Annotated in this window: 18 protein-coding genes; 8 read left to right on the forward strand and 10 right to left on the reverse strand. The window is 72.0% G+C overall.

What is annotated here, in order from left to right:
* Nucleotides 1-6,505: polymorphic toxin-type HINT domain-containing protein (locus tag ACIQ7D_RS14920; protein WP_403937493.1), on the reverse strand; the 6,505-nt coding region annotated here is incomplete at its 3' end.
* Nucleotides 6,506-6,508: 3 nt separating this feature from the next.
* Here ACIQ7D_RS14920 and ACIQ7D_RS14925 point away from each other — a divergent pair.
* The 6 genes from ACIQ7D_RS14925 (at nt 6,509) to ACIQ7D_RS14950 (ending at nt 12,349) form a co-directional block, all read left to right on the forward strand.
* A complete protein-coding gene (locus ACIQ7D_RS14925) occupies nt 6,509-6,673 on the forward strand; it encodes a hypothetical protein (protein WP_403937495.1) in 165 nt (54 codons plus the stop codon).
* Between the two features lie 142 nt (nt 6,674-6,815).
* Nucleotides 6,816-7,271, forward strand: a complete 456-nt coding sequence (locus ACIQ7D_RS14930; RefSeq protein ID WP_403937497.1) for an RlpA-like double-psi beta-barrel domain-containing protein — start codon at nt 6,816-6,818, stop codon at nt 7,269-7,271.
* A 111-nt stretch (nt 7,272-7,382) separates the two neighbouring features.
* Nucleotides 7,383-8,120: a class I SAM-dependent methyltransferase gene (locus ACIQ7D_RS14935; RefSeq protein ID WP_403937500.1), complete on the forward strand. Its 738-nt coding sequence runs from the start codon at nt 7,383-7,385 to the stop codon at nt 8,118-8,120.
* A complete protein-coding gene (locus ACIQ7D_RS14940) occupies nt 8,117-8,611 on the forward strand; it encodes a GNAT family N-acetyltransferase (protein WP_403937502.1) in 495 nt (164 codons plus the stop codon). The genes ACIQ7D_RS14935 and ACIQ7D_RS14940 overlap by 4 nt, the downstream gene beginning before the upstream one ends.
* 191 nt (nt 8,612-8,802) lie before the next feature.
* Nucleotides 8,803-9,960 carry a DegT/DnrJ/EryC1/StrS family aminotransferase gene (locus ACIQ7D_RS14945; RefSeq protein WP_403937871.1) on the forward strand — a complete coding sequence of 386 codons (1,158 nt, stop codon included), beginning with the start codon at nt 8,803-8,805 and terminating at the stop codon, nt 9,958-9,960.
* Entirely contained in the window at nt 9,953-12,349 is a 2,397-nt protein-coding gene (locus ACIQ7D_RS14950) for a lipopolysaccharide biosynthesis protein (protein WP_403937504.1), read from the forward strand. Before ACIQ7D_RS14945 ends, ACIQ7D_RS14950 begins: the two co-directional genes overlap by 8 nt.
* On the opposite strand, the gene ACIQ7D_RS14955 is transcribed toward ACIQ7D_RS14950, so the two are convergent.
* The 6 genes from ACIQ7D_RS14955 to ACIQ7D_RS14980 all read right to left on the reverse strand — a co-directional run bounded on the left by ACIQ7D_RS14955 (nt 12,319) and on the right by ACIQ7D_RS14980 (nt 19,563).
* Nucleotides 12,319-13,437, reverse strand: a complete 1,119-nt coding sequence (locus tag ACIQ7D_RS14955; RefSeq protein ID WP_403937506.1) for a glycoside hydrolase family 26 protein — start codon at nt 13,435-13,437, stop codon at nt 12,319-12,321. The genes ACIQ7D_RS14950 and ACIQ7D_RS14955 overlap by 31 nt on opposite strands.
* Nucleotides 13,434-13,895, reverse strand: a complete 462-nt coding sequence (locus ACIQ7D_RS14960) for a hypothetical protein (RefSeq protein WP_403937508.1) — start codon at nt 13,893-13,895, stop codon at nt 13,434-13,436. The genes ACIQ7D_RS14955 and ACIQ7D_RS14960 overlap by 4 nt, the downstream gene beginning before the upstream one ends.
* Nucleotides 13,896-13,915: 20 nt before the next feature.
* Nucleotides 13,916-15,973, reverse strand: coding sequence for a hypothetical protein (locus ACIQ7D_RS14965; RefSeq protein ID WP_403937510.1), 2,058 nt, complete (start codon nt 15,971-15,973; stop codon nt 13,916-13,918).
* Nucleotides 15,974-16,035: 62 nt separating this feature from the next.
* On the reverse strand, nt 16,036-16,806 hold the full coding sequence (locus tag ACIQ7D_RS14970; RefSeq protein ID WP_403937873.1) for a polysaccharide deacetylase family protein: 771 nt from the start codon (nt 16,804-16,806) through the stop codon (nt 16,036-16,038).
* Between the two features lie 80 nt (nt 16,807-16,886).
* Nucleotides 16,887-18,233, reverse strand: coding sequence for a glycosyltransferase family 2 protein (locus tag ACIQ7D_RS14975; protein ID WP_403937875.1), 1,347 nt, complete (start codon nt 18,231-18,233; stop codon nt 16,887-16,889).
* A 172-nt stretch (nt 18,234-18,405) separates the two neighbouring features.
* The gene (locus ACIQ7D_RS14980) at nt 18,406-19,563 is read right to left on the reverse strand and encodes a GNAT family N-acetyltransferase (RefSeq protein WP_403937512.1); all 1,158 of its coding nucleotides are present in this window, start codon (nt 19,561-19,563) and stop codon (nt 18,406-18,408) included.
* A 352-nt stretch (nt 19,564-19,915) separates the two neighbouring features.
* Here ACIQ7D_RS14980 and ACIQ7D_RS14985 point away from each other — a divergent pair, with 352 nt between their 5' ends.
* Entirely contained in the window at nt 19,916-21,133 is a 1,218-nt protein-coding gene (locus ACIQ7D_RS14985) for a cytochrome P450 (RefSeq protein WP_403937877.1), read from the forward strand.
* Nucleotides 21,134-21,321: 188 nt separating this feature from the next.
* Here the strand turns inward: ACIQ7D_RS14985 and ACIQ7D_RS14990 are convergent, their stop codons facing one another.
* A complete protein-coding gene (locus ACIQ7D_RS14990; protein WP_403937514.1) occupies nt 21,322-21,768 on the reverse strand; it encodes a DUF6415 family natural product biosynthesis protein in 447 nt (148 codons plus the stop codon).
* Nucleotides 21,769-21,906: 138 nt separating this feature from the next.
* Here ACIQ7D_RS14990 and ACIQ7D_RS14995 point away from each other — a divergent pair, with 138 nt between their 5' ends.
* Nucleotides 21,907-23,409, forward strand: a complete 1,503-nt coding sequence (locus tag ACIQ7D_RS14995) for a hypothetical protein (protein ID WP_403937516.1) — start codon at nt 21,907-21,909, stop codon at nt 23,407-23,409.
* A gap of 50 nt (nt 23,410-23,459) precedes the next feature.
* On the opposite strand, the gene hutI is transcribed toward ACIQ7D_RS14995, so the two are convergent.
* Both hutI and ACIQ7D_RS15005 read right to left on the reverse strand, forming a co-directional pair.
* Nucleotides 23,460-24,638, reverse strand: coding sequence for an imidazolonepropionase (gene hutI / locus ACIQ7D_RS15000; protein ID WP_403937518.1), 1,179 nt, complete (start codon nt 24,636-24,638; stop codon nt 23,460-23,462).
* Between the two features lie 98 nt (nt 24,639-24,736).
* Entirely contained in the window at nt 24,737-26,089 is a 1,353-nt protein-coding gene (locus tag ACIQ7D_RS15005; protein ID WP_403937879.1) for a formimidoylglutamate deiminase, read from the reverse strand.
* Nucleotides 26,090-26,185: the final 96 nt, after the last annotated feature.

The following is a 26,185-nucleotide window of genomic DNA, read 5'->3' on the forward strand; positions in this document are numbered from 1 at the left end:
CCCCAGCACGACGCCTCGTACGACTAGGTTCACTGGCGAGGAAGGCGAAACGACTGGGTTCGCTGTCAAACGCCCCGATTGGATGACAGCGGACACCGGCGCGCTGGGCCCGGTAGACCGTAACGTTGCAATTGTGCACGAGGACCGGAGTCGCGCCCGCCAGTACATAGTACGTGTGGATATCGGCGACGGTGAGGTTGTGGACCGTGGCCCGTTGGGTCCAGGTTTTGATGGCGGTGATCTGGATGTGGGTGCCGCTGCTGGTGCGGAGCCACTGGCCCGGGTGGAGGTCCCTGGCGTTGATCCACTCGTCCAGTTCCGGGACCCAGAAGGGGTGTTTGCCCGTTGCCGTGACGGAGGCGGTTTTGTCGCCCTTCTTTCCGTCCAGGTCGATGGTGACCCTGACCAGGTTCTTGGTGCCCTTGCCGATGATTTCCGCCGTCACCGGCTTCGCGACCGTCTCGCCCGTCTTCGGGTCCGTCGCCAGAACCCGGTCGCCGACCCTTACATCGGCGATCTTCTTACGGGTGCCGTCCGCCAGCAGGACCTCCGTCCTCGGGAGGAAGCTGTTCGGCGTCTTGCAGCTGCTGCCGCCGCCGCTCTTCGCGCCGCCCCCGCCGCTGCCCTTCGGGCTGCCGGCTCCGCTTCCCCGTTTGACGACCTTGGAGGCGACCGCCTTGACGCCCTTGGCGATGGCCTTGCCTAGCACTGCGCCTGCGGCTCCGGTGACGCCTCCGACCACAGCTCCCTTGCCGACCGCTTTCGCGAAGCCGCCCAGGCTCTTGTCCGCCTCGGAGTCCAGCGCGTTGCCGACCGCTCCCGCGACCCCGCCCGCGATAGCTCCGCAGGACGCTCCCACCGCCACGGCGCCGACGCCGCCCGTCACCACACCCGCGCCGACCGCTACCGAGCCGCAAGCCGCGCCCACCACGACCTCGGTGGTGATGGTGATGATCTCGGTCTTGTACTTCTTCCAGAAGCCCTTGGCCTTGCAGCGCCAGTCGCAGGGGGCGGGCTTGGTCACCGTGACCGTTTTGGTGATCGTGTACGTGATCGTCTTCGTGGTACCCGAACTGACGCTCCCTGAGCCGGCATTGCCACCACCGCCTCCGCCACCGCCACCGCTCTTCTCCGGCGGGCCGCCGCCGTAGTGCGGGGACGGATTCTGCTTCCCGTGGCCGCAGACGTCCGCCGGGCACAGCCCCGTAGGGTCGCTGGAGCTGACCGGGCTGTTGCCCGCGTACGCGTAGCCGTTCATCTGGAGCGGCTCGGTGACGTCGATGACCGGGTCCGCCGAGAGGAAGCGGCCCGCCGCCTGGTCGTACTCGCGGGCGCCGAGGTGGGTCAGGCCCGTGGCCGTGTCGTCGATGCCGGTGCCCAGGTAGCCGCGTTTGTTCGGCCAGACCGTCGGCTTCGGGCCGCGGGCCTCGCCGTACGGCTTGAAGGCGCGGCGGGTGACCGTCTGGGACGCGCCCAGTTCGACCGTGGTGTTGGCCGTGCCGAGGTGGTCGCTGATCAGGGCGTTGAGGGTGTGGCCCGTGCTCGAACCGTTGGTCGTGGTGCGGACGACCGTCGGGGCGCCCGGCTGGGAGTACGCGCGGGAGGCCCGGGTGATCTTGCCGGTGGCGTCCGTGGTCAGCTCGGTCTCGCCGAGGTAGAGCGTGGAGCCGGTGGGTGAGTTCTCCAGGATGCGGTTGCCCGCCGCGTCGTACACGTACCGCGTCTTGACCCCGTCGTCGGTGATCGTGTCGAGCTTGTTCTCCGCCGTCCAGGTGAGGTTCTGGGTGGTGGCGGGGAGGTCGCGGACGGTGGTGTTGCCGACGTCGTCGTAGGTGTACGCGCTGCCCTTGCCGCCCGCCGTCGCGGACACCGAGGTGAGGGTGTGCGGCTGGACCAGGCCCTTGCCGGAGACCTGGCGGCCGTATCGGGAGGTGTTCGTGACGCTCGATGCCGTGTCGGCCGGGTCGTGGTCCGTGAGCGTGGCCCGGTTGCCCAGCCAGTCGTAGGTGAAGGACTGGCGGTAGGCCGTGGTACCCGTCGAGACCGTGGTCGACGCGGGCGCCGCCGCGGCCAGTGAGGTGGTCAGGCCCGCGCTCGGGGTCGTGGTGTCGGTCGCCAGGGTCGGGGCGTCGGCGACCGGGCCGCCGGAGGGCTCGCCGTCCGCGCGATAGCCCCAGTTGGCGCCGCCGGACGAGCGGCAGCCGGTGCCCGAGGTGCCGGGGGTGAGGCTCGACGTCCAGGCGTGGACCAGTTCACCGAGCGCGTCGTACGTGTAGCACTGGTTGTCCCAGGTGGAGCCGGACGCGTCGGTGAGCTTGCGGGCGTTGGAGGTGATCGTGCCCGAGGCGTCGTACGAGTAGTAGCTGTCAGCAACCCGATGGGTGCCCGCGGTCTCCCGGTCGGTGACCGTGCGCTGGAGGCCTCCGGTGTGCTGGTCCACGAAGTTGGTGGTCCAGACCCTCGACGGCTGCGACCCGCTGACCGAACGCAGCGGCTCACCGTACGGGGAGTAGGTGACGTCGGAGGTGTACCAGGAGATGCCCGAGGTGGATTCCGGCAGACCGTCGTCGTCGTACCGCGTGACGAGCTTCTCGGCTGCCAGCCCGCCCTTCGCCGGGAGCGTGACCGACAGCGGTTTTCCGGTGGGGGTGTAGGCGTAGGAGTAGGCGTACGTGCCGGACAGTCCGGCGGTCGTCGCGTGGGTCGGGACGACCGTCTCGCGGCCGGTGGGCTGGTAGTCCGTGTCGTAGCCGGTGACCCGGTCGATGTAGTCGCCGGTGGTGTCGTGCCGGATCGAGGCGACGGGCAGCCCGGTCGCGCCGGGCAGGGTGTCGTACGTGAACTCCTTGACCGGGGCGGAGGTCGCCGAGCCCTCGCGGACGGCGACCACGCGGTCCAGTTCGTCGTACTGGGTGTGGACGCTCTTGCCGAGCACGTCGGTGGCCCGTGTCCGGCGGTCCGCGTCGTCGTACGCGAACGTGGAGGTGCCGGTGTCGGGGTCGGTGGAGCTGGTCAGGCGCCCGCGGACGTCGTAGGTGTACTCCCAGGCGTTGCCGGCCGGGTCGGTGACCTTGGCGTGGTTGCCCCGCGCGTCGTACGCGTATGTCGTCGTCCGCTTGGTGCTCGTGGAGCCGGCGGTCGTGTGGTGCTGGACCGAGGTGACCCGGCCCTGCGCGTCGGTGAAGCTCTGGGTGGTCGGGGCGGTCTGGCCGGGCGGGTCGACGTAGACGTAGTCGTCGCCGTAGGTGGTGTAGGTCGCGTACTTGAAGTCGGCGCCGTGGTAGACGGAGGAACGCACCGGGCGTTCGAGGCCGTCGTAGCGCGTCTTGGTCTTGTTGGGTACGAGGGATTCCGAGACGCGAGCGAAGAGCTTGGTCTCGGGCTCGCCGCGGGCGAGGTAGCCGCCGGTCTGCTCTCCGACCAGGCCGTGGTCGTTGTACTTGGTGTCGGTGATGATCCGGCCGGCGCCGTGGGCTTCGCCCTGTGTCTGCACCGGGCGGCCCAGGCCGTCGTAGAGCGTGACCTCGCTCGCGTAACTTCCGTCGTCCTTGAGGGACTTGACGGTGACGGCGGCCGGACGTGTCTCGTCGGGCGTCGCGACGGCGCCGCGGTACGAGATCTGGGTGTCCGGTGACTTTCCGCCCGCGGAGCGCCCCGCGGACCAGCCCTTGACCAAGCGGCCGAGCGCGTCGTACTCGGTTCTGGTGACCCGGCCGTTCGGGTCGGTGACGGTCAGGGCCAGGGCGCGCCCGGGGTCATAGGCCGTGGTGGAGGCGTGCCCCTTGGCGTTGATGGTCTTCACGGCGGTGACGGGGCCGCCGCCGTCGCCCGGGGTGTAGACCGTCTCCGACGTGCCGGTCAGCGGCGTGCTGACCTTTCTGACGCGGCCGAGCGGGTCGTACGACGTGGTGGTGGTCACCGAGTGCGCCGAGCCCGCGCCGTTGAGCTCCGCGATCGATGTCTCCAGGCCCTTGGTCGGGGCGGCTCCCCATGCCTGGCCGTCGAAGGAGGTACGCGCCGAACTCAGCAGCTCCGTAGCGGGGTTGGCGGTCTCGAAGCCGGAGCAGGGCGTAGCGGTGGAGCGGGTCTCCTTGGCTTTGCCGATGATCCAGTCGGCCGTGTTGTGGACGTAGGAGGTCCGCAGGCAGACCTGGTCGCTGAGGGTCTCGCCGGTGCCGTTCGGCTTGACGACGGACATCTCCAGTTGGGTGGGCAGCCCGTAGGCGTCGTCGACGGTCGTCTCGGTCCGTACCGCCCGCCAGCTCGTGCGGACCGTCTGGATCGCGTCGGTGCGTGCCACCCAGGTGCGGTGGGCGAGCAGCGGGTCGAGATCGGTGCCGTCCTCGGCCTGGCGGGTCCGGGAGGCAGTCTCCTTCGACTTGGGGAAGGTCAGGGCACGGGTGAGGACGCGGCCTTCGGAGTGGTCGTACGTCAGCGTCTCGGCGGTCATTCCGGCGAACTGCGGTGCGTCGTCGGCGACCAGGACGACGGCGTCCTCGGAGTCCTTCAGCTGGCCGCCCGTGCCCTGGAAGAAGCGCGTGACGGTGTACGACTGCGACTGCGGATCGCCCTGCTGGGAGCTGGACTTGCTGCCCTTGGTGACGGCGACCTGCCGGTAGCCGCGCCACACGCTGTAGGTGCGCAGCGCGGGTCTGAGGAATTCGTTGTCGGCCTTCTGCCAGGCGGGAGAGGTGTACTTGTACGCGGTCACGACGGGCTTGCCGTGCGTGGTGACCCGGTCGGTCTCGGTGACGGAGGCGACGACGTACTTGTTGAACCACGCCTTGGCCGGGGTCTTCTCCTCGCCGTCCGGCGACCAGCGCACGGGGTAGCAGGTGGTGTTGGCCTTGCCCTTGTCGGTGGCGGGATCCGCGGCACAGCCGCCGGTGTACTCGACCTGGATGTCGCCGCCGTTCTCGGTGGCGACCGTTCCGATACGGGGTCGGGTGAAGCCGGGGCGCTGGTCCCCGGGCCCGGACGGCACGAGGTTGGGGAGCTGCCGGTCACGGAGGCGGGCGCGCAGCGGGGAGGAGGAGCCCACCCGGTATTCGCCGAAGCTGACGCCGTCCTTGGACTGGAGGGTGCCGATGGTGTCGCCGGGGGCATGTCCCCTGCGGGTGATCGAGTTGAGCCAGAGCCCGGGGGACGTGTCGTACCAGTCGGAGGGGAAGGACTGGCGGAGCGTGTACGTGTCGACCTTGCCGAGTCCGGTCCGGATGCCGTTCTGGTCGGCCCGGACGGCCTTCGTCGTCACCGTGTCCAGCCGGAGCTGGGTCCAGAAGGACGGGAAGGCCGGGCAGAGTTTGGACGTCGACTTGCAGTTCAGATTGCCGGGCGTGTCCCACCAGGGCCGGTAGGCGCCGGGATCGTCGGTCTTGGCGAAGTTCGCCGGGTCGCACGCGGCGGCCGACTTCAGGCAGCGCTGCTGGACACCGAACTCGACGGTGGCCGACGGCTTGGTCAGGTCGGCGGTGCGCATCCCGTACTCGATGGAGACGGGATAGGCGGCCCGGTCGTACTTCTCCGGGGACTTGAACTTCTTGTTGACCGAGTAGTGGTTGGTCTCCTGCTTCCAGTTGACGACCATCGCGTTGCCGTGGACGTCGACGACCTTGTCCATGCCCCACTGCCAGGCTTGCTGTACGCCCACTCCGCAGCGGGAGTTCGCGAAGGCGGCGGCGTAGCAGGGCTCGTCGGGATGGTTGCCGTACACGGGCACGGTGGAGACGGAGTTGGTGGTGGCGTGGCCGCCGCCGACGGTGTTCAGCCCGTAGTGGTACGTCGTGCCGTCCGGGGTGGTGACCACCCAGTACTCGCCTTTGTAGGCGCCGTTGGCGGCGCCGGTCTTCAGTTCGACACGCGTGCCGTCGTCGTTCTGCGGACTGTACGTGTTGGTGTCACCCTCCCTGACCAGCTCGGTGGTGCGGCCGTTCAGCGACATCACCGCGTTGTGCGACACCCAGCACAGGTCCGAGGTCTGGTCCTTCTTGGCCGAGTTGTTGGGCGTGCCGGTTTTGAGCTTCTTGGTGTCGTCCTTGCAGGAGCGGTAGCGCCGCTCGATATGGCCGGGTTCGTACTCCCAGCCTTCACCGATCCAGGAGGTCTGCGGCGAGGAGACGGCCGTCTTGCCGTCGACCTCCTGCGAGTCGTACGTGAGGGAGATGTTGGGCGAGGGGCCGGCCGGGGTCGGCGGCACGGTCAGCGGGTACGACCAGGAGAAGGAGCCGGAGGAACCCCCGGCCGCCCATGTTCCGCTGGAGGCGAGCGGTGTCGCCTTGAAGGAACCGCCCGCGCCCGCACCGGAGTCGGTGACGCCGAGTACGGGGACGGCGTCACGGACCTCGTTTATCGTTCCGACGCGAGCGGCCGACTGCTGCTCCGTACGGGTGTCAAGTCGGCGTCCGGCGGCGTCGACCTCAACTCGCTCGCCGCAGCCGCGAGTTCGGGGGCGGGCAAGGACACCGAGTACGCCGCGTCCGGCTGGTCGAGCACCGCTGTCCCCCATCTCATGGGCACCCTGGACGTCACGGGCGACGGCATCCCCGACATCTGGGCTGTCCACTCCAACGGCTCCGTACGCCTCCACACCGGCGGCAGGGCGGCACTCAGCGGCACGGGGACCGACGTCATCGTGCCCTCCTCCTGGTGGAAGACCCGCCAGAGGGTCGGCTGAGCGGAGCGAGTCGCCGGGCGGGGCGGGCGAGGTGGGTTGGCCGGAAGGTGTAGCAGGTGAGCCGGAAAGGCTCTGGGAAAGCGGTGCACTGCCGAGGAATCTTGGTCTAGACCAAGTTGCCTACGTTCGAAGGGTTGATCGCATGTCCCCCACCACAGCCACGACCCGGAACAACGCCCCCGCCCGCCCCCGTACCGCCCGCACCGCCGCGGCGCTGACCGCGGCCTCGTCCCTGCTCGCGCTCGGTGTGGTCGGCGCCACGGCCGCCCCGGCCGCCGCCGCGCCCAGTGGTGCTCAGGCCACCGGCCAGGCCACCTGGTACAACACCGGGCTGGGCGCGTGTGGTTGGTACAACAACGACAGTGAGCTGGTCGTCGCGATCTCGGTCGCGCAGTACGGCAACTACCCCAACCCCAACAACTCGCCCCAGTGCGGACGGCAGATCCGGGTCAACGGTCCGCTCGGCTCCGTCGTCGTGAGAGTCGTGGACAAGTGCATGGGCTGTGCCACCAACGACGTGGACCTCAGCCCCACCGCGTTCTCCCGGATCGGCGACCTCAACGCCGGACGGATCAATGTGAGCTGGGACTGGGTCTGACCGCGGGCGCGACGCGCGACGGGGCCGGGGTGTGCGCGCCCCGGTCCCTCCGTCGGGCGGCGGAGGGAAAATCGGTGGACACCGGGCCCGGCGGCGGCGACCGTGTGCCGCATGGGTCAGCAGGAGATCTGGGACACCGAGACCGCCCGACGCTACGACACACCCGGGACGGGCATGTTCGCGCCCGATGTCGTGACGCCCACCGTGGACCGGCTCGCCGCGCTCGCGGGTGACGGGGCCGCGCTCGAATTCGCCATCGGAACGGGCCGGGTGGCGGTTCCGCTGGCCGCGCGCGGGGTGCCCGTCACCGGCATCGAGCTGTCGCCCCCGATGGTCGAACGGCTGCGTACCAAGGCCGACGAGGCGGCGATCCCCGTGGTGGTCGGTGATATGGCGACCGCCACGGCCCCCGGCGCGTACACGCTCGTCTATCTCGTCTTCAACACCATCTCCAACCTGCTCACCCAGGCCGAGCAGGTCGCGTGCTTCCGTAACGCCGCCCGCCATCTCGCGCCCGGCGGCCGGTTCGTGATCGAGCTGTGGGTCCCCGAGCTGCGCAAGCTGCCGCCGGGCCAGGAGGCCACCGTCTGGCATGCGGAGCCCGGTTACATCGGGCTGGACACGTACGACACCCTGCGCCAGCACGTCGTCTCACACCACTTCCGCTTCGGGGAGAGCAAGGAAGCCGAGCTGTTCCGCAGCCCGCACCGTTACATCTGGCCGGCCGAACTCGACCTGATGGCCCAGCTCGCCGGGTTCGAGCGCGAGAGCAGGCACGCGGACTGGTCAGGGGCCGAGTTCACCGCCGATGCGCGTTCCCACGTGTCCGTCTACCGCCTCGCGCCATGAGGCCCGTGCTCAGGGTCGAGCGTCTGCGTGCCGGTCATGCCTCCGCCCTGCTCGCGTTCGAGCGGGAGAACCGGGCCTACTTCGCGGCGTCCGTTCCCGACCGGGGCGACGCCTACTTCGCCCGGTTCGAGGAGCGGCACCGTGCGCTGCTCGCCGAGCAGGAGGCCGGGGCGTGCCGGTTCCATCTGCTGGTGGCCGGGGACGGCGCGGTGTGGGGGCGGGTCAATCTGGTGGATGTCGCCGACGGGGCCGCCGAGCTGGGGTTCCGGGTCGCCGAGCGGGCGGCCGGGCGCGGGGTGGCGAACGCGGGGGTGCGGCGGGTGTGCGCGCTGGCCGGTTCGGAGTACGGGCTCGCCTCGCTGCGGGCCTCGGCGGCCGTGGACAACGCCGGTTCGCGTGCCGTGCTCACCCGTACCGGGTTCACGCAGGTCGGCGAGGTGGAGCTGAGCGGGCGGCCCGGACTGCGGTTCGTACGCGATCTGACGGGGTGACGGACCCGCCCCTCCCAGGATCCATCGCCTTATTGACGGGGCGTCCGGTATGGGACACATTGAGCCGGGGGCAGGGGGGATACGGAATGGCTCGTGGGGAGGGCCCGGCGCGTCCGGTGGGCTCGGCTGAATCGGTGGACCCGGCGTACGCGGTGCCGTTGGCGGGCCCGTACGCGGCGCTGGAGTCGCTGATGCGCCGGCGCCTCGGCAGGGAGTGTCTGTACATGCCGTCGTGCCGGCTCGCGCTGTATGTGGCGCTGCGCCACTGGTGTCCGCCCGGCGGGCGGGTGCTGATGTCGCCCGTCAACGACGATGTGATCTTCTTCGTGGTGCTCGCCGCCGGACTGCGCCCCGTCCAGGCGCCGTTGGACCCGCGTGACGGGTCCCTCGACGTCGCCGCCGTACCGGAGTCCGTCTGGCGGGGGCTCTCCGCCGTACTCACCACCAATCTGTACGGGAATCCCGACCCCGCACCCGAACTCCGCGCCCGCTGCGACGCGTTGGGCATTCCGCTGATCGAGGACGGCGCACACGCCATCGGCAGCGCGATCGGGGGCCGACCGGTCGGCGGGTTCGGGGACGCTGCCGTGTTCAGCCTCTCCAAGCATGTGGGGGCCAAGACCGGCGGCTTCCTCGCGGTCGCGGACCCCGGGTCGCGTACGGAGCTGGTGCGGGCCCGCGACGCGCTGCTCGGGCCCGCCCGGCTCATCGCCGAACTGGCCTACGCCGTACGCCCGTACGCCGAGGCCGGGGTGCGCGGGCTGCGGCTGGTGGGGGCCGCGCGGGCCGCGCTGCGGCTGCTCGGGCAGGAGGAACGGGAGGCGATCCGGATGCCCCTGCGGGCCGCGGAGTTACGCAAGGCCCTCGGTACGGCGCCGGGGCTCGACGGATTTCACTCCTGGGTCCGGGTCGACCTGCACGACTACCGGCTCCGCCCCGGCCGCCCGCGCCTCGGGCGCACCGAACGGCTGTTGCGCGGGCTCGACGGAACGCTGGCCGCGCACCGCGACGGTACGCGGCGGCTGCTGGCCAGTCCCTGGGCCGCGCCGGGCGCCGCCGAGGGTCCCGTACAGCCGCTCTTCCGGGTGCCGCTGCTCGTCGCGGACCGGGACGCGGCCATCGCCGCCCTCGCCCGGCACCGCCTCACCACCGGCTACCTCTACGATCCGCCGCTCGACGCGTACGCGGGCGGGGAGTTCACCGATCCGTCGCCCGCACCGGCCCCGGCGGCCTGGTTCGCCCGGCACGCTCTGCCTGTCGATCCGCGCCACGCCGACCGGGCGATCGCCATCCTCACCGCACTGGGCGCCCGCCCGGTGGAGTGGGAGGAGACCGGCAGCGGTGGCTGACACCGCCCGGCTGCCGGGGCCGCACCTGGGGGACGAAAGCCTCGTGGACGGCGGCTCCGGGACCGGTGACCTCCTCTCCCCCGCGCCGGCGCCTGCTTCCGGCGAAGGAACGGGCGGCCAGGAGGGCGGGCGGGACCGCGACTCCATGTTCCGCAACGCCTACGCGCTCATGCTCTCCACCGGCGTCTCCGCCGCGCTCGGCCTCGGCTTCTGGCTCGTCGCCGCCCGCTACTACACCGAGGAGGCCGTCGGCCAGGGCTCCGCCGCGATCGCCGCCATGCGGCTGCTCGCCTCGATCACCGCGACGACCATGATCGGCGCGGTGGTCCGCTACGTCCCCCGGGCCGGGCGGGCCACCGGGCCGCTCGTGTGGCGCGCGTACGCCGTCAGTTCGCTGGTGGTGTGCGCCGCCTGCGCGCTGTTCCTGGTCACGCTCGACCTGTGGGGCCCGTCCTACGCGCCGCTCCGCGGCCTGACCGCCGGGCTCGTCTTCACAGCATCCTGCGTGGCCTGGGCGCTGCTCACCCTCCAGGACGGGGTCCTCACCGGGCTGCGAAAAGCCTTCTGGGTGCCCGTCGGCAACGCCGTCTTCTCCGTCGGCAAGCTGCTCATGCTCGCCGCGTTCGCCACCGCCCTGCCGGTCCTCGGCGTCTTCGTCTCCTGGGCGGCGGCCATCGCCCTCTCCGTACTGCCGCTGGGCTGGCTGATCTTCCGCAGGCTCATCCCGCGCCAGGCCGCCGCCGACCACGACCGCGAACCGCCCCGGCTCCGGGAGATCGGGCGGTTCCTCGCCGGTGACTCGGTCGGGGCGCTCTTCAGCCTGGCCATGATCAATCTGCTGCCGGTGATGGTCGCGGTCCGCTTCGACTCCGCGCACAACGCCTTCTTCTACACCGCCTACACCGTCGGCGGCACGATGGAGTTCATGGCCATCAACATGGCCTCCTCCCTCACCGCGCACGCCTCGCACAGCCCCGACCGGCTGGCGGAGGGGGTACGCGGGGCGCTGCGCCGGATGACGCTGCTGCTGGTGCCCGTGGTGCTGGTGCTGGTCGTCTTCGCGCCGCGGATCCTCACACCGTTCGGCGCCGACTACGCCGCGCACGGCACCACCGTGCTCCGGCTGCTCGCCGCCGCCGCGCTGCCCCGCGTCGTCGTCGAGCTGTACATCGGCGTGCTGCGCGTGCAGGGCCGTACGGGCATGCTCGCGGCGCTCCAGGGCGCCATGTGTGTCCTGGTCCTGGGCAGCGCTCTGGTGCTGCTCGGGCCCGCCGGGATCTCCGGCGCCGGGCTGGCGATGCTGCTGTCCATGACGCTGGTCGCCCTGGTCGCGGCGCCCGGGCTGCGCGCGGCGCTGCGCTACCGCCACCGTACGAAGGACGGCGCCGACTGGACCGGCGGCCGTCGTGCGGGGGCGGCTCGGGACGGCGCGGACGCGTACTACGGGACCACCTGGGCCCGCAGGGCCGCCCAGCTGGCCCAGGTGGCGCCCGGGGGGCGCGGGGACGGCGGGGCGGACGACGCGCGGGCCGAGGAGGACGCGGCGTACGGCACGACCTGGGCCGGGCGCACCGCCTATCTGCGCGGCGCCCATGACGCGCCGACGCCCGCCTTCGGCATGCCCGTACCCGTTCCCGTACGGGGATCCGGGAGCGCGCCCGCGTATCCGCCGGGCCACGCCGACCGGATCGACGAGAGCCGGACCGTCACCGTGCTGTGGCTGCTGCTCGGGCTCTCCGCCGGGCTGTTCTGGACGCCGCTGGCCCGGCTCGGCGACATCGGCCGCGATCAGCTCACCGGCGCCCAACTTCTGGACGTGCTGCCTCCTCTCACGCTCGTCGCGGGCATGCTGCTGATCGTCGTCCAGTGCGCCGCCGTCTCGCTGGAACGGCCGGGGCCCGTTCTGCTCACCCTGGGGCCGCTGATCATTTTCGGTGCGCTGCACTCGGCGCCGCCGCTGCTGGGTGTACGGCCCGACCGGGCGTCGGGGCTCTGGCACCGGCAGGTCGCGGACGTGCTGGCGGAGGTGACGGGGCCGGCCGGACGTGACGGTGTGCTGCGCGCGCTGCCCGTCGCCCTGCAACTCCTCTGTCTGGCACTGGTCGCCCTGACCCTGTGGGCGCTGCGGGCGGACGGGCGGGTCGTGTCGGGGGTGGTGTGGGTGCTGGCGGTGGCCGGATGGTCGGCGCAGGACCCGTTCGCGGCGGTGGCCCTGCCGGTCTTCCTGGGGCTGCTCACGGTGGCGGCCGTGGTCCTCCTCGTCCGCCGGGCGCGGAGCGCACGGGGAGGAGCGGGGGTACGGGGAGGAGCGGGCGCGGGGCGCGTACGCGGCGCACCGGGCGCACCCGGCGTACGGCGTCAGCGGGACGGGACCGGCTGGCGGAAGTAGTCGTCGCGGCCCGCCTCCCGGTAGCCCTCCAGCGCCGGGCCCTGGTCGGCGGTCAGGTCGCAGTGCGGTCCCGGCACCGGCCGGTTCCACTGGACCAGCGCCTTCACCCGCGGCAGCGTCCGCGCCACCTCCGGCACCTGCTGGTACCAGCCGCGCTGCCGGTCCGGGTCGTCCGGGTCCGGGGCCGTGCTGAACTCGGAGAGCATGATGGGCTTGCGGTCCGATATGTTCGCGCGCAGCCAGTCGTAGGTGGGCCGCTGGCTGTCGTCGAAGTCCAGCCAGCGCGCGTTGCGCTGGCAGCGGTAGTAGTTGTACTGGTCCATGCCGATCCAGTCGACGTACTCGTCGCCCGGGTAGAGCGACTTCATCAGCGCCGCGTTGCCCAGGTAGCCGGAGACCGTCCACACCCACACCACGTTGTCCACGCCGAGCTTCTCGAACCGGTCGTGGAGATGGCGGTAGGCGGCGACGAACTCCTCGGGCGTGCCCGCGTCCGGTGTGCGGAAGTCCGTCTCCTGGTCGAAGGAGAAGAAGATCCGCTTGCCGTACGCCTTCAGCCGTCTGGCCTGTGGATCGATGATCTCCTCGTCGTACTTCCCGGCCGCGACCTCGGCCCAGCCGAGCTGGGTCTCCGTCCAGTTCTCGTGGTGCGGCTCGGTCCATACGGTGGACTCCCAGGCCAGCATCAGCATCCGGTCCCGGCCCAGCTCCTGCTCCTCGGGGGTGAGCAGCACTCCGTCGCGCTGGGTGTTGGACATGTCGTGGTAGTTGTAGACGAGATCCAGCTTGCGTCCGATCTTCTTCTCGAAGCCGTGGACGGCGTCCGTGAGCGAGCCGTTCGCCGCGTACGGGACGTACGCGCCCCACCAGGCCCCGCACGGCGGCTCCAGCCGCTCGTCCGGCGCGCACCGCCCGTGCGGCAGGGCGCCGGAGGCGGCGCTCCCCGGCAGCGCCCAGCCCGCGTCCTCGCCGCCCTTGTCGGCCCGGTCGACCCAGACCCCGAGCCCGGCCAGCAGGGCGCCGACGGCCGCCAGGATCAGCGTCAGATACGTACCGCGACCCGCACCGTGTAAGCGTCGTGCCGTCATATAGGGCCCTCCGGAACGGGTTTGGTGCGCTCGGCCGCGCCTCGGGTCGCGGCGGGCAGGGGTACGGCGGGCAGCGGCGCCACGACCGTGCAGAAGACCGCGAGCGAGCCGAGGAACAGCGGGGCCGAGAAGCCCGCCACGAGGAAGAGCGCGGTGGCGGTGAGCGTCGCGAGGGAGAGACTGAGCGGCGCGGCCAGCGCCAGGGCCTCCAGCCGGGCGGCGGGGCGCAGACTGCCGGGCAGCGGGAGGAGCAGGGCGCACCCGGGGCCGAGGGTGACGAAGAGCACGATCGGGATCCAGCGCAGCGGCTCCCCGTCGGGGAGCGCCGTCGCCGCGAGCGCCGGCCACCCGGAGAGCGCGAGCCCGGCTCTGAGCCAGGGCCGCGGCCGGGGCTGGGGCTGGGGGTGGGGGTGGGGCTGGGTCTGGAGGGGGGTCTGGGGGGCCGTGTGCTGGTCCATGACGGCTGCCTCCGCGTTCGTCATCGGGCAGAAGCGGTGGGGGTGATGGGAGTGATGGGAGTCGTGGGTGCGGGGGCGGGGGGCCGTCCCGGGGTCTCCACGTGTTCCAGCAGGAGGCCGTGGCGGCTCTCCTCCAGGACCCTGAAGTGCGGTGACCTCTTCAGCGCCGCGCTCATCCGGGCGAAGCTCCCGGCCGGCAGATATCCCTCGCCGATCGTGGCCTTCTCCTGGGACGGGGTGAGGATCACGTACGCCGGACGCCCCTCCGGTATGCCCGCGTCGAGATAGCGGGCGGGGTCCTTGAGCATGACCAGGTTCTCCGGGACTTCCTGTTCGGTGAAGAACCAGCGCTCGTAGTGGTCGTAGCGGTAGTACGCGCCCGGGAAGGAACCGGTGGTGGCGAGGATCAGCGAACCGTCCGGCGCCCGGTCGTAGGCCCGCTCCACGAACGCGTTCTCCGCGGGGGGCGCGTACTGCATGCCCTCCTTGCCGTAGTACGAGGGCAGGAAGCCCACCAGCAGGGCGGCCAGCGCCACCGGGAGCACCAGGGCCGTGGTCCTGCGGGCGATACGCCGGGCCTTGTCCCGCCCCGCGGCGGACGGTACGAGCGCGGCGGCGGCGAAGAACGCCGTGCCCGGCAGCCCGAACAGATAGACGCGGAAGAGCATTTCGCCGCCGTAGTCGTTCACGGCGAAGAGCGGTACAGGTGCGGCGGCGGCCAGCAGCAGCGGCAGCGCGCTCCCCGCCAGCCTGCGCCGCAGCAGCACGGCGGCCACGGCGAGCCCGCCGAGGACGAGCACCATCAGGATGTTGGCCGTGCCCACCAGCTCCGGTCCCGGGCCGGTCGGTTCGCCGGCGAATCCGGGGCGGGAGTTCTTCAGCAGGTCGCCCGCCGAGTCCCGCAGGGTGGCCAGCGTGTCCAGGAAGAGGACGCGGCCCATCGTCAGGTCCCAGACGAGCATGATGAGGCCGGTGACCACGAGCAGCCCGATGTTGCGGTAACGACGCGTCAGGCAGAGAGCCATCAGCGTCATGCAGAGCATCACGGGCGTGAGTTGGTGCGAGGCATTGATGGCACCGATCAGCGGGGCGAGGATCGCCACGCAGACCGCCCGCTGTCTCAGGGTGGTGGGCGGCGGGACGGACGTCGCGGACGGATCGAGCCGGGACCGCTCACGCAGCCGCCCGGCCGACCCGGGCCGTACGAAGTGCCGTACGACCACGGCGAACACGGTCAGAAAGAGCAGATAGGCGAAGGCCTGCGGCGCGAGGTAGTCCTGGCCCACCCAGTTGGCGAGCTGGAAGATCCATACGGCGGTCCAGACGAGACGCCAGTCGTCGGTGAAGGTGCGGTAGATCAGTACCAGCACCGGGAGCATCAGCAGCCCGAAGAGAACAGGCGCCCAGTTGGTGTACGAAGCGGCCCCATGCACCCCGAAGGCCTTGATCAGGGCCGCGTTGAGCGAGAAGAAGCCCGGCCACTGGTCGTACGCGGACATCCCGCCGGAGAGTTGCGCCTGCGGGTGGAACGTCCCTTCGGCGAGCAGCCGCGCTATCACGGCGTCGTGCTTGGACGCCCAGGCGTAGCGCACGGAGTCGTAGAGGATTCCGGGAGGGGCCTTGAGCGCGACGAGCATCGCGACGCAGTAGGTCAGCGGCCACCACGGGGCGGTCCCGGCCCGGCGCAGGCTGATGAGGAAGCCGGCGGAGAGGACGGCGAGCGAGGCGTAGAACGCGACCGGGAACCGGTCGAGGAGCCCGAACTCCCCGATGTCACGGAACCCGATCCGGGGTAACGACCAGGTCCACAGCACCGCGGCGATCAGCAGCGGCGGCCAGGTGAGGAAGCGCTGGAAGCGGATCAGGAACGACGGCCCCGGGCCCCGGCGCGGCGGAAGGGGCGGCCCGGGCGCCCGGGGCGCCCCGGGCCCCTCGCTCTCCGCGGACACAGCGGACACAGCGGACACAGCAGGCGCCGTGGACGCCGTGGACACATCCGTGCCCCGTCCGGGCGCGGCGCCGGAGCCGTTCCCCGGGCCGTCGCCGGAGCCGGGCCTGGTGTCGGTACGCGTGGTCATGAGATACCTTCCCCCCTCGTCACACTCCGTCACTACCCACCACCCCCCATGACTATCCGTGACTACCCGGCGAATTCCGGCCCCTTCACCCGGGCCCGCGCGCCCCGGTACAGCCGCCAGCCCACCGTGGCCGGTGAATCCCGGTACGGCGCGACCCGCACCCGCTCCCCCGCCGCCGCCCCGCCCGCCATCCACGACGCGACGTCCGCCGCCGTGTGCGTGCGGCGCACGATGAGCCGGGCGATGCGGTACGCCTCGTCGCGCCCCGAGCTGAGGGCGTGCCGTACGGCGACGGCCGAGGCGTAACCCGCCCCCTCGGCGGCCCGGCGCACGGCGCGGCTGTTGTAACCGTGCGGATAGGCGAGGTGCGCGACCTCGTGGCCCAGCGCGTCCTCCAGCACGTCCTTGGATTCGCGCAGTTCGCGCCGGAGAGCGGGCCCCCGCAGGGTGTCGAGCTGGGCGTGGGTGACCGTGTGCGCCCCCGCCTCCAGGCCGTACGACGCCAGGCCGCCCACCTGCGCCAGCGTCATCATCGGCGCGGGCGGCAGCAGGCTGGTGCGCCCCGGGGTGATCGCCCCGGTGGTCAGATAGGCGGTGGCGGGCAGGGCGCGGGCGGCGAGCGCGTCGGCGGTCGGGCCCGGCAGATCGGCGAAGCCGTCGTCGAAGGTGAGGACGACGGGCCGGGGCGGCAGCGGCGCACGCCGCGTGAGATGCCCGACCAGGGTGCTGACGGGAACGGGCGTACGACCGCAGGCGACGACCGTGTCGAGATGGGCGGCGAAATCCCCCGGCGTGACGGTGAATTCGGCGATCCAGGCGGGCGGATCGTCCATCACCGCGTGGTAGAGGAGGACGGGGATCCGGTCCGGCGCCGCCCGCTCCGCCGCGTCCCGTTCCGCCGCGTTCCGCTCCGTCACGGCGTGCCTCCGGCCGCACCCCTGCGCGCGCGGATCCGCGCCCTGGCATAACCGAGCGGTCCGTACAGCATCCCCCGGCGCTCCAGGCGCGAGAGGGAGCGCGGCCAGGGGTACGCCTGCGCGCCGTGCGCCGTGATCGCGCGGGCGTGCGCCAGGCCGCGCGGCACCCTCGCGAGCAGCGCGGGCAGCAGGGCGGGTTGGCGTACGAGGATCGCGGTGAGGTACGCGGTCAGACCCGCGCCGTATCCGTACGCCTGGTTCCGCAGGTCCTGCCAGGTCTCGCGGTGGTGGTGCCAGACCAGTGCCTCGGGCGTGTAGCGCAGCCGGTGCCCGGCGGCCAGGACACGGACGAAGGCGTAGAGGTCGTCGCCGCCCCTGGCGGGCGTGCCGGTGCCGGTGGCCGGGTCGAAACCGCCGACGGCTCGCAGTACATCGGCGCGGAACGCCATATTGGCGCCGGAACCGAAGCTTCCGGCCGCGAACGGGAAGAGCGGTTCGTCGGCGGGCGGCGCCGCCGGGTCGTACAGCCGGGGCGCCAAGCCCTTGGCGAAGCCTCCGTGGCTCTCCAGCAGGATCTGCGCGGGGGTGGTGAGCCGGGCGGGGAGGATGAGGCCTGTGGTGCAGCCGATCCTCGGGTCGGCCGCGAAGGGCGCGGTCAGCGCGGAGAGCCAGTGCGGGTCGGCGATCACGTCGTCGTCGGTGAAGGCGAGAACCGGGGCCGCACGGTCCGCCGCCGCGACGCCCCGGTTGTGGGCGACGGCCAGACCGGGGCGCGGCTCGTGCGCGTAGTCCACGCGGCCCGCGTAGCGCGACGCGACGAGGTCGCGGGTGGCGGTGGTGGCGGGCGCGTTGTCGACGACCAGGACGCGGAAGTCGGGGTGGTCCTGGGCGAGGAGCGAATCGAGGGCGCGGGCGAGCCGGCCGGCGCGCTCGCGAGTGGCCACGACGACGGTAGTAGGGAGAACGCTGCTACGGGACAGAGAAGGGGACGCGGAAGGAAGGGACGCGGAAGGAAGGGGCTGGGAAGGAGAAGGAAAGGACGTGGACGGAAGGGGCTGGGAAGGAGAAGGAAGGGACGTGGAAGAGGGCGGGGGTGTCGGCGGGGGCTTCGGCATGGCCCGGTGCTGCGCGCGGAAGGCCGCCACCAGCGCCTCCGCGGGATCCTGGCCCGCCGCCACCCGGCCCGTCACCGTCGCGACGGGCCGGCCGTCGATCCGTACGAGCGCGAACGCGTCCCCCGCCCCGACCGGGGGACCCCCGGGCGCCGGGCGGAGGGACAGGACGGCGCCGTCGGCCGCGCGGAGATCGAGTTCGGCGACGGCGACGGCCCCGGGAATCGGCAGGCCCCGGGGCGCGGCGCGAAGCGGCCCGCCGCCCTCCGTTCCGCGCTTGTCCGCTCGTCCGGCCTCCCCCTTCATCTCTCTCCCGGTTCCTGTGCCGGTCGTGTGCGGTGTGTACGCCATCGGCTCCCCCTGCTCGATCGATGCGCTGCCCTGCGATGCCCCGCGCCGGCCGTCACCTGTCCCGCAGGCGGCCCACCCGGTTCAGCGCCGCCTTCGTGTACGCGGCCAGGCGGGGCCGCTCCCGTACGAAACCGTGCGCCCGGCGGACCGGCTCCCTGCCCAGGTGGTAGAGGGCGGCCCGCGCGCCCGGGCGGGTCACGGCGCCCTCGTGGACCCGTACTCCGCCCGTCTTGAGCGCGTCCTTGTACTCCGCCTGGCCGCGCCCCAGGTCGAGCACCCCGATCCCCGCCGCCGCGGCGGCCCGCGCCATCCGCAGATGCAGGATCAGGCCCGGCGAGAACCGGGCGAACCCCGGGTCGTACGCCGGGAACCAGCACGACAGCACCGTGCGCGAGCGCAGCCCGAAGTGCGCCGCCACCGGCCGGTCCGCCACGTACAGCACCGAGAGCACACCCGAGCAGCCCGGCGTACGGGTCGTGGCGAGCTGCCGCACGAGTGCGCTGATCCACTCCTTCGCGAAGCGGTCGCGACGGCCGGTCCTGCGGTACTGCGCGGACTTCCACGCCATGAGCGTGCGCAGCGCCGCCGGGTCGCGCTCGTCGAAGACGAAGCGGACCTCGCCCGCCTGACGGCCGAGCTTGCGCTCCTTCGCGGCCGTCGTACGGAAGAACTTGGGCGAGCGGGCGCGCAGGGCCGACTCGTACGCCTCGTACCCCTCCCCGACCTCGATCACCGGCGACTCGAAACCCGCCGGCTCACCGGCGCCGGGCGGGACGAACAGCCGCTGTCCCGCTTCGAGGTTGTCGAACTCCCAGGCCGCCAGCGAGCAGCCGCGGAGCAGTTCACGCGCCGTGAGCCGCAGTCCTGCGCGGAACACCCCGCCCTGGCAGTCGGAGACGCCGAGGCCGATGGCTCTGCCGCGCCCGAGCGGGCCGCGCTCGTACGGGAAGAAGCCGGCGGGCTCGCCCGTACCCGTAGCGGCGGCGCTGGTCGGCCCCGTCGCGGTGGGCGCCCCTGTCGTCTCCCGTACGACGGCGACGCGCGCCCCGGGCCGTACGCGGCCGACGGCCAGGGTGAACTCCGGCTCCATGAAAGGGTTGGCCGGAGCCCCCGACTTGGCGCGCAGCTCGCGCCAGGACTCGATTTCCGCCGCGTCCAGTTCCGCGGGCGCCACCACGCGCAGGCGCGCGGCACTCCGTACATCGTTCAACTCGACCCCCCGGTCGCATCCCCCCGCGAGCCCGTGTCCCCCGCGGGCCCGCACTCGACAGGACGGTACCGGCCCACATCCCTCCGGGACAGGGGCAGTCGCCCATCTCGTCATGGATCGGGGAATCGGGTGCAACGGGTGCAACCTGTGGTGCGGGAGGGGCGGGAACGGGCCGCGTGGCCGAACGACTCCCTTCCGTGACCTCGTACCTGCTCATAGGATCCGGGTGAGGAGGGTTCCCGTGACCCACGCCCAGCCGCAGTCGCCGTCCCAGCCCCCGTCCCAGCCGCAGTCGCCGTCCCCGTACCGGCTCGATCCGTCCGGCTCCTGTCCGCATGCCCTCAACGCCGAGATGCTCGCGCGCGGCGCCGTCGCCGAGGTCGTGCTGCCCGGCGGCGTACCGGCCATGGCGGTCGTCGGACACGAGGCGCTGAAGGAGTTCATGGGCCACCCGGATGTCGCGAAGAGCGCGGAGCACTTCGCGGCGCTCCAGGAGGGGCGGATCCCGGTCGGCTGGCCGCTGACGACCTTCGCGACCGTACGGGGCATGGTCACCGCGGACGGCGCCGAGCACCGGCGGCTGCGGTCGCTGGTCGGCAGGGCGTTCACGGCACGGCGCGTGGAGGAGCTGCGGCCCGGCGTCGAGCGGCTGGCGGCGGAGCTGCTGGACGGGGTGGCCGTGGCGGCGGCAGCGACGGATGACGGAGTGGTGGACCTGCGGGCGCTCTTCGCGCTCCCCCTTCCCATGAACGTGATCAGTGAACTGCTCGGGGTGGATGAGGAGTTCCGCGAGCGGCTGCACACGCTGTCGACACGGTTGGTGAGTACGGACATCGCCCCGGAGCAGGCGGTGGCGGCGAACCGGGAGATGGTGGCCGTGCTCGGCGCGGTGGCCGCGTCCCGCCTGGAGCATCCGGGAAACGACCTCACCAGCGCCCTCATCGCCGCGCGCGACGCCGGCGGGCCCGAAAGCCACGGCGCCGGCGCATCTCCGGAAAGCCGCGGCGACCGGCTCGGTCAGCACGAGCTCATCGGCACGATGCTGGTGATGATCGTCGCGGGCCATGAGACGACCCTCAACCTGATCACCAACGCGGTCCGCGCGCTGTGCGCCCATCCGGACCAGTTGGAGCTGATCCGGACCGACGGCGCGGACTGGGCCGACGCGGTCGAGGAGACCCTGCGCTGGGACAGTCCGGTCAGCTTCTTCCCGTTCCGCTATCCGACGCGCGACGTGACGGTGGACGGGACGGTGATCCCGCGCGGCACCCCCGTGCTGGCCGGGTTCTCGGCGGCGGGCCGCGACACCGCGGCGCACGGACCTGACGCGGACCGCTTCGATGTCACGCGGCACGCCGCGACGGGCCATCTCTCCCTGGGACATGGCGCTCACTACTGCCTGGGCGCCTCTCTCGCCAGGATGGAGACCACGATCGCCCTGCGGCAGTTGTTCACCCGTTTCCCGGACCTGAGGATCGCGGTCCCGGAGACGGAACTGGCCCGCCGGCACAGCTTCGTGGGCAACAGTGTGCGGGAACTTCCGGTGGTGCCGGGGCGCTCCGCACCCTGAACGGCGGTCGGCCCGCGTGGCCACCTCCCTCTTACGGACGCGGCCCCGCTTACGGACACAGCCCCACTTACAGACACGGTCCCCTTGCGGACGCGGCCCCTACAGACGCAGCCCCACGGCGAGTGCGATGGTCAGCCCCAGTGTGCAGACCGCGATCACGAACCAGGCCTGTTGTTTCCCTTCCGGGCTCATGGCCGGTACCGGCCTTCGCGATCGCGCTCCCGCAGGTAGTCCATGAACGTACGGCACATACGCGCCAGGGCCCGCATGTGCACCCAGTTGGCCATGGCTCCGGCGCCGGGTCCGCTGTCGGTCAGGTCGTACCAGTCCTTGAGCGCTCCTTTGGTCCGTACGGTGTGCTCGGTCCCGGGGATCCCCTCGACGAGGGAGACGAGCGTGGCACCGTGGCCGACGAGCCGGTTCGTGAGGTCCGCGATCTCGGCGGGCGGCGGCATCATGCGATGCGGTGCCAGCGCGCGATCGGCGTCGAGTCCAATGGCGTTGTGGTCCAGGACGTGCTTCAGGACGGCGCGCTGAGCGTGCGGAGTGCGTGAAGTGTGCGGAGTCTGCATGGAGTCGGCGGTGTAGGTGGTGTGCGCGTTTTCGGCAGTGCCACCTGTTCTGTTGTCTGTCACTGTGGTCACCTTGGCCCCCGTCTTCGTGTGCTGTGCTGCTTGGCCCTGTTGAACAGAAAACAGCCTGAAGACCCTCCACGAGTACCGTGGAGAACAGTCTGATGATGAAAGCCATGAACGCTTGGGGGAGTTGGACACATGGCGAGTAATTCCCGCACACCCAACACCGGCCTGGCCGGTTTGCTGGCGCAGGCGAAGTGGTCCCGCGCCCAGTTCGCACTGATCATCAACCGCATCGGCGCCGAGGCCGGGCTCGAACTCCACTACGACCAGTCGGCGGTCTCCCACTGGGTCGCGGGCACCATGCCCAAGGACCAGGTCAGGCCGCTGATCGTGGAGGCTTTCGCACGGAAACTCGGACGTCCGGTCACTCACTCGGAGGCCGGTCTTCCCGTCGTACGGTCCGCTCGTTTCACCCCGCCGGCCGGGGAACTGGCAGGCCGTCAGGGCCCTTCCGGCCCTGCGGGCACCGGCGTCGCGGGCTCCTCGGACGGCGTCCGTTCCACCGGCTCCTCCGGCATCTCCGGTCTCTACGGCGGCTCCGGCATCTCCGGCATCTCCGGCATCCCCGGTGTCAACACGCTCGAAGAACTGGTCGACATGGGGAGAGCAGACATGGATCCGTCACGCCGCGGCCTCATCGCGGCGGGTCTGTTCTCCGCCGCCGTCGTCGTTCCGCTCTTCCCCGATCTGGCCCACGCGGCGACCCCTTCGACCCCCGCTCCGGGAAAGCGGACCGTACGTATAGGCGCGCCGCAGGTACAGGCCGTACGCACAATGACGGACCGGATAGCGGACATTCTGGATGAACTCGGGGGCGGTCACGCGCGCCCGATGGCCGCCGCCTTTCTGGTGAACACGGTCATGCCGTGGCTGAAGGCGGAAGCCGCCGAGTCCGTACGCAACGACATGCTGGCCGCCGCCTCCGACCTGGTCTACCTGACCGGCTGGATGGCGATGTACGAGCGGGCGCACGGACTGGGCCAGCAGTACTACCTCAGGGCGCTGGAGCTGGCCGGTTCCGCCGGGGACCACGTCACGTACTGCCGCACGCTGCGCGGCATGTCGCTCCAGGCGTCGAACCTCGGATACGGCAAACGGGCGCTGGAGCTGGCCGACTCGGCCGCCGAGGCGTCACCGAAGGCCGAGCCGCGGCTCCAGGCGTTCCTGTCCGGGCAGCAGGCGCACGCGGCGGCGATGGTCGGGGACAAGCGGCAGGCGTTCGGCCGGCTGCGTCAGACGGAGGCCGCCCTGACCAAGGCGGACAACCGGCGCGAGTCCATCGGGGGGTACGACAGGACCGCGTATCTCTTCCATGTGTCGCATGTGCTGTACGAGTTCAAGGATCTGCCGGGCTCGATCACCGCGCTCCAGCAGTCCTTGCAGGTACAGCAGAAACACGAGCGGCAGGGCCGCGTCCACTTCCTCGCCGTACTGGCGCAGCGCCAGCTGGAGCTGGGGCATCTGGAGGCGGCGTGTGGGAGCTGGTGGCAGTTCCTGGACGACTACGAGCACGTCTCGTCGGCCCGGGGTGACGAGCACTTCGAGACGATGCGGCGCAGGCTGCGGCCGTACGCGAAGACCCTGGCCGTACGGAAACTGCGGCCGAGGATCGACGAGGTCGCCGCCCTGAAGGGGTGAGGGGGCGAAGGGGGGCCGCGCGCCACCCCTGAGGGTGAGGTGGAGCGGTGTCAGTGGACGCGGACGCCGCTCCTCCAGACCGAGGAGACCAGCGGGACCCCGGGCCGGTAGGCGAGATGGACATGGCTCGGGGCGTCGAGGAGGGCCAGGTCGGCGCGGGCGCCGGGGGTGAGGCGGCCGATGTCCGTCCGGCGCAGGGCCGCCGCGCCGCCCGCCGTGGCGGACCAGACCGCCTCGTCCGGGGTCATGCCCATGTCGCGTACGGCGAGGGCGATGCAGAACGGCATCGAGGAGGTGAAGGACGAGCCGGGGTTGCAGTCGGTGGAGAGCGCGACGGTCGCGCCCGCGTCGAGCAGACGCCGGGCGTCCGGCCAGGCGGCCCGGGTGGAGAACTCGGCACCGGGCAGCAGCGTGGCCACGGTGGCGCCGTGCGCGAGGGCGTCGACGTCCGCGTCCGTGAGGTGTGTGCAGTGGTCGGCGGAGGCGGCGTCGAGTTCGACGGCGAGCTGGACGCCGGGGCCGTACGAGAGCTGGTTGGCGTGGACGCGGGGGTGCAGGCCCTTGGCGCGGCCCGCGGTGAGAATCGCGCGGGCCTGGTCGCCGTCGAAGGCCCCCCGCTCGCAGAAGACATCGATCCAGCGGGCGTACGGGGCGCACGCGTCCAGCATCTCGCCGGTGACGAGGGCGACGTACGCGGCCGGGTCGGCGGCGTGGTCGGGCGGGACGATGTGCGCGCCGAGGTAGGTGACCTCGTCGGTCTGGCCGCGGGCGATACGCAGGGCACGGGCCTCGTCGGCGACGGTCAGGCCGTAACCGGACTTGGTCTCCTGCGTGGTGGTGCCCTGGCGCAGCGCCTCGGCGAGGTAGCGCGCGACGTTGGCGGACAGCTCGGCGTCGGTCGCGGCGCGGGTGGCGGCGACGGTGGTGCGGATGCCGCCGGCGGAGTAGGCGCGGCCGGACATACGGGCGTTGAACTCCTGGGTCCGGTCGCCCGCGAAGACCAGGTGGGAGTGGGAGTCGACGAAGCCGGGGAGGGCGGCCCGGCCACCGGCGTCGACGGCGTTGTCAGTGGCGGGTGCTTTGCTTGATTCACCGACCCAGGCGATGCGGTCGCCGTCGATGACGACGGCCGCGTCCTGGATCAGACCGATGGGGGTTCCGTCACCGAGAGAGGGGTCGTTGGTGACCAGACTGGCGATGTTGGTGATGACGGTCGTGGTCGTCGTCATGGGAAGAATGATCTCCTTGGGCCGCGGCGGCCGCGCTGCCGGGGACGCGGACCGTGTGGTCGGCGGCCCGGGCGGTGCCGGGGGCGTGGGCCGTGGTGTCAGCCGCGCAGTGCGGCGATGGACCGGTCGAGGGCTGCCGGGACGTCGGGGATCAGGGCATGGGTTCCGTCGCGTACGACATGACGGCCGCCCACGACCGTATGGCGTACATCAGCGGCGGAGGCGGCGAATACCGCGGTCTCCGCTCCGAGCCGTGGCAGCGAGCCCGCTGTTCTGACGGAGTCCAGCGCGATCGTCACCAGGTCGGCGAGCGCGCCGCGTTCGATACGGCCCGCGTCGGGCCGGCCGAGGGCGGCGTGGCCGTCGGCGGTGGCCGCGCGCAGCAGCGCCACCGCCGTCCAGTGACCGCGGCGGCGGGAGCGCAGCCGTTCGTTCAGCTCCATCGCGCGGGCCTCCTCGAAGAGATCGATGACGGCGTGGCTGTCGCTGCCGAGGGAGAGCGGCGAGCCCGCGCGCTGGAGGCGTTCGGCGGGGCCGATGCCGTCGGCGAGGTCGCGCTCCGTGGTGGGACACATGCAGGTGCCGGTGGTGGCCGCGCCCAGCAGGGCGATGTCCTCGTCGGTGAGGTGCGTGTTGTGGACGCCGGTGGTCCGGGCGCTCAGGACGCCGTGGTCCGCGAGGAGCCGGGTGGGGGTGCGGCCGTGGACGGCGAGGCATGCCTCGTTCTCCGCGGTCTGCTCGGAGAGATGGACGTGCAGCGGCGCCCGGTGCTCCTCGGCCCAGGCGGCGACGGTGGCGAGCTGCTCGGCGGGGACGGCGCGTACGGAGTGGACGGCCGCGCCGATCAGCGCCTGGTCGCCGTCCTTGACGGCGGAGGCGAGGGCGGAGGCGCGCTCGGCCCAGGCGGTCGCGTCGCCGTCGGAGAAGCGGAGCTGATGCTGCTCGGGAGGCTCGCCGCCGCGCCGTTTCGCGATGCCGGAGGAGAGATAGGCGGTGTCGAGGAGCGTGATCCGGATCCCGGCCTCGGCCGCCGCGGCGATCAGGGCCTCGCCCATGGCGTTGGGATGGGCGTAGGGCGTGCCGCCGGGCGCGTGGTGGAGGTAGTGGAACTCACCGACGGAGGTGATGCCGGCCAGCGCCATCTCGGCGTAGACGGCGCGGGCGAGGGTGAAGTACGAGTCGGGGGTGAGCTTGGCGGCGATCCCGTACATGATCTCGCGCCAGGTCCAGAAGGTGCCGGAGCCGACCTGGACGGTGGAGCGCAGGGCGCGGTGGAAGGCGTGGGAGTGGGCGTTGGCCAGGCCCGGGAGGGTCAGACCGCGCAGGACGGTGGCGCCGGGCGGCGGCGTCATGACCTGGGTGCGTACATCGGTGATCCGGCCGTCCGTGACGCCGACCGCCACGCCGGGCTCGACGTGGGGCCGGCCGTCGGTGAGCCAGGCGTGCTCCAGCCAGTAGGTGCGGGCCGGTTCGGGCGGGGCGTCGGGTCCGGTGGCCCCGGTGAACGCCTCGGGCCGGGTGGTGACCCTGGTCCTGCCGGGGGCCGC

Origin of the sequence: Streptomyces sp. NPDC096310, assembly GCF_044763125.1 — a bacterium.
GTDB lineage: Bacteria > Actinomycetota > Actinomycetes > Streptomycetales > Streptomycetaceae > Streptomyces.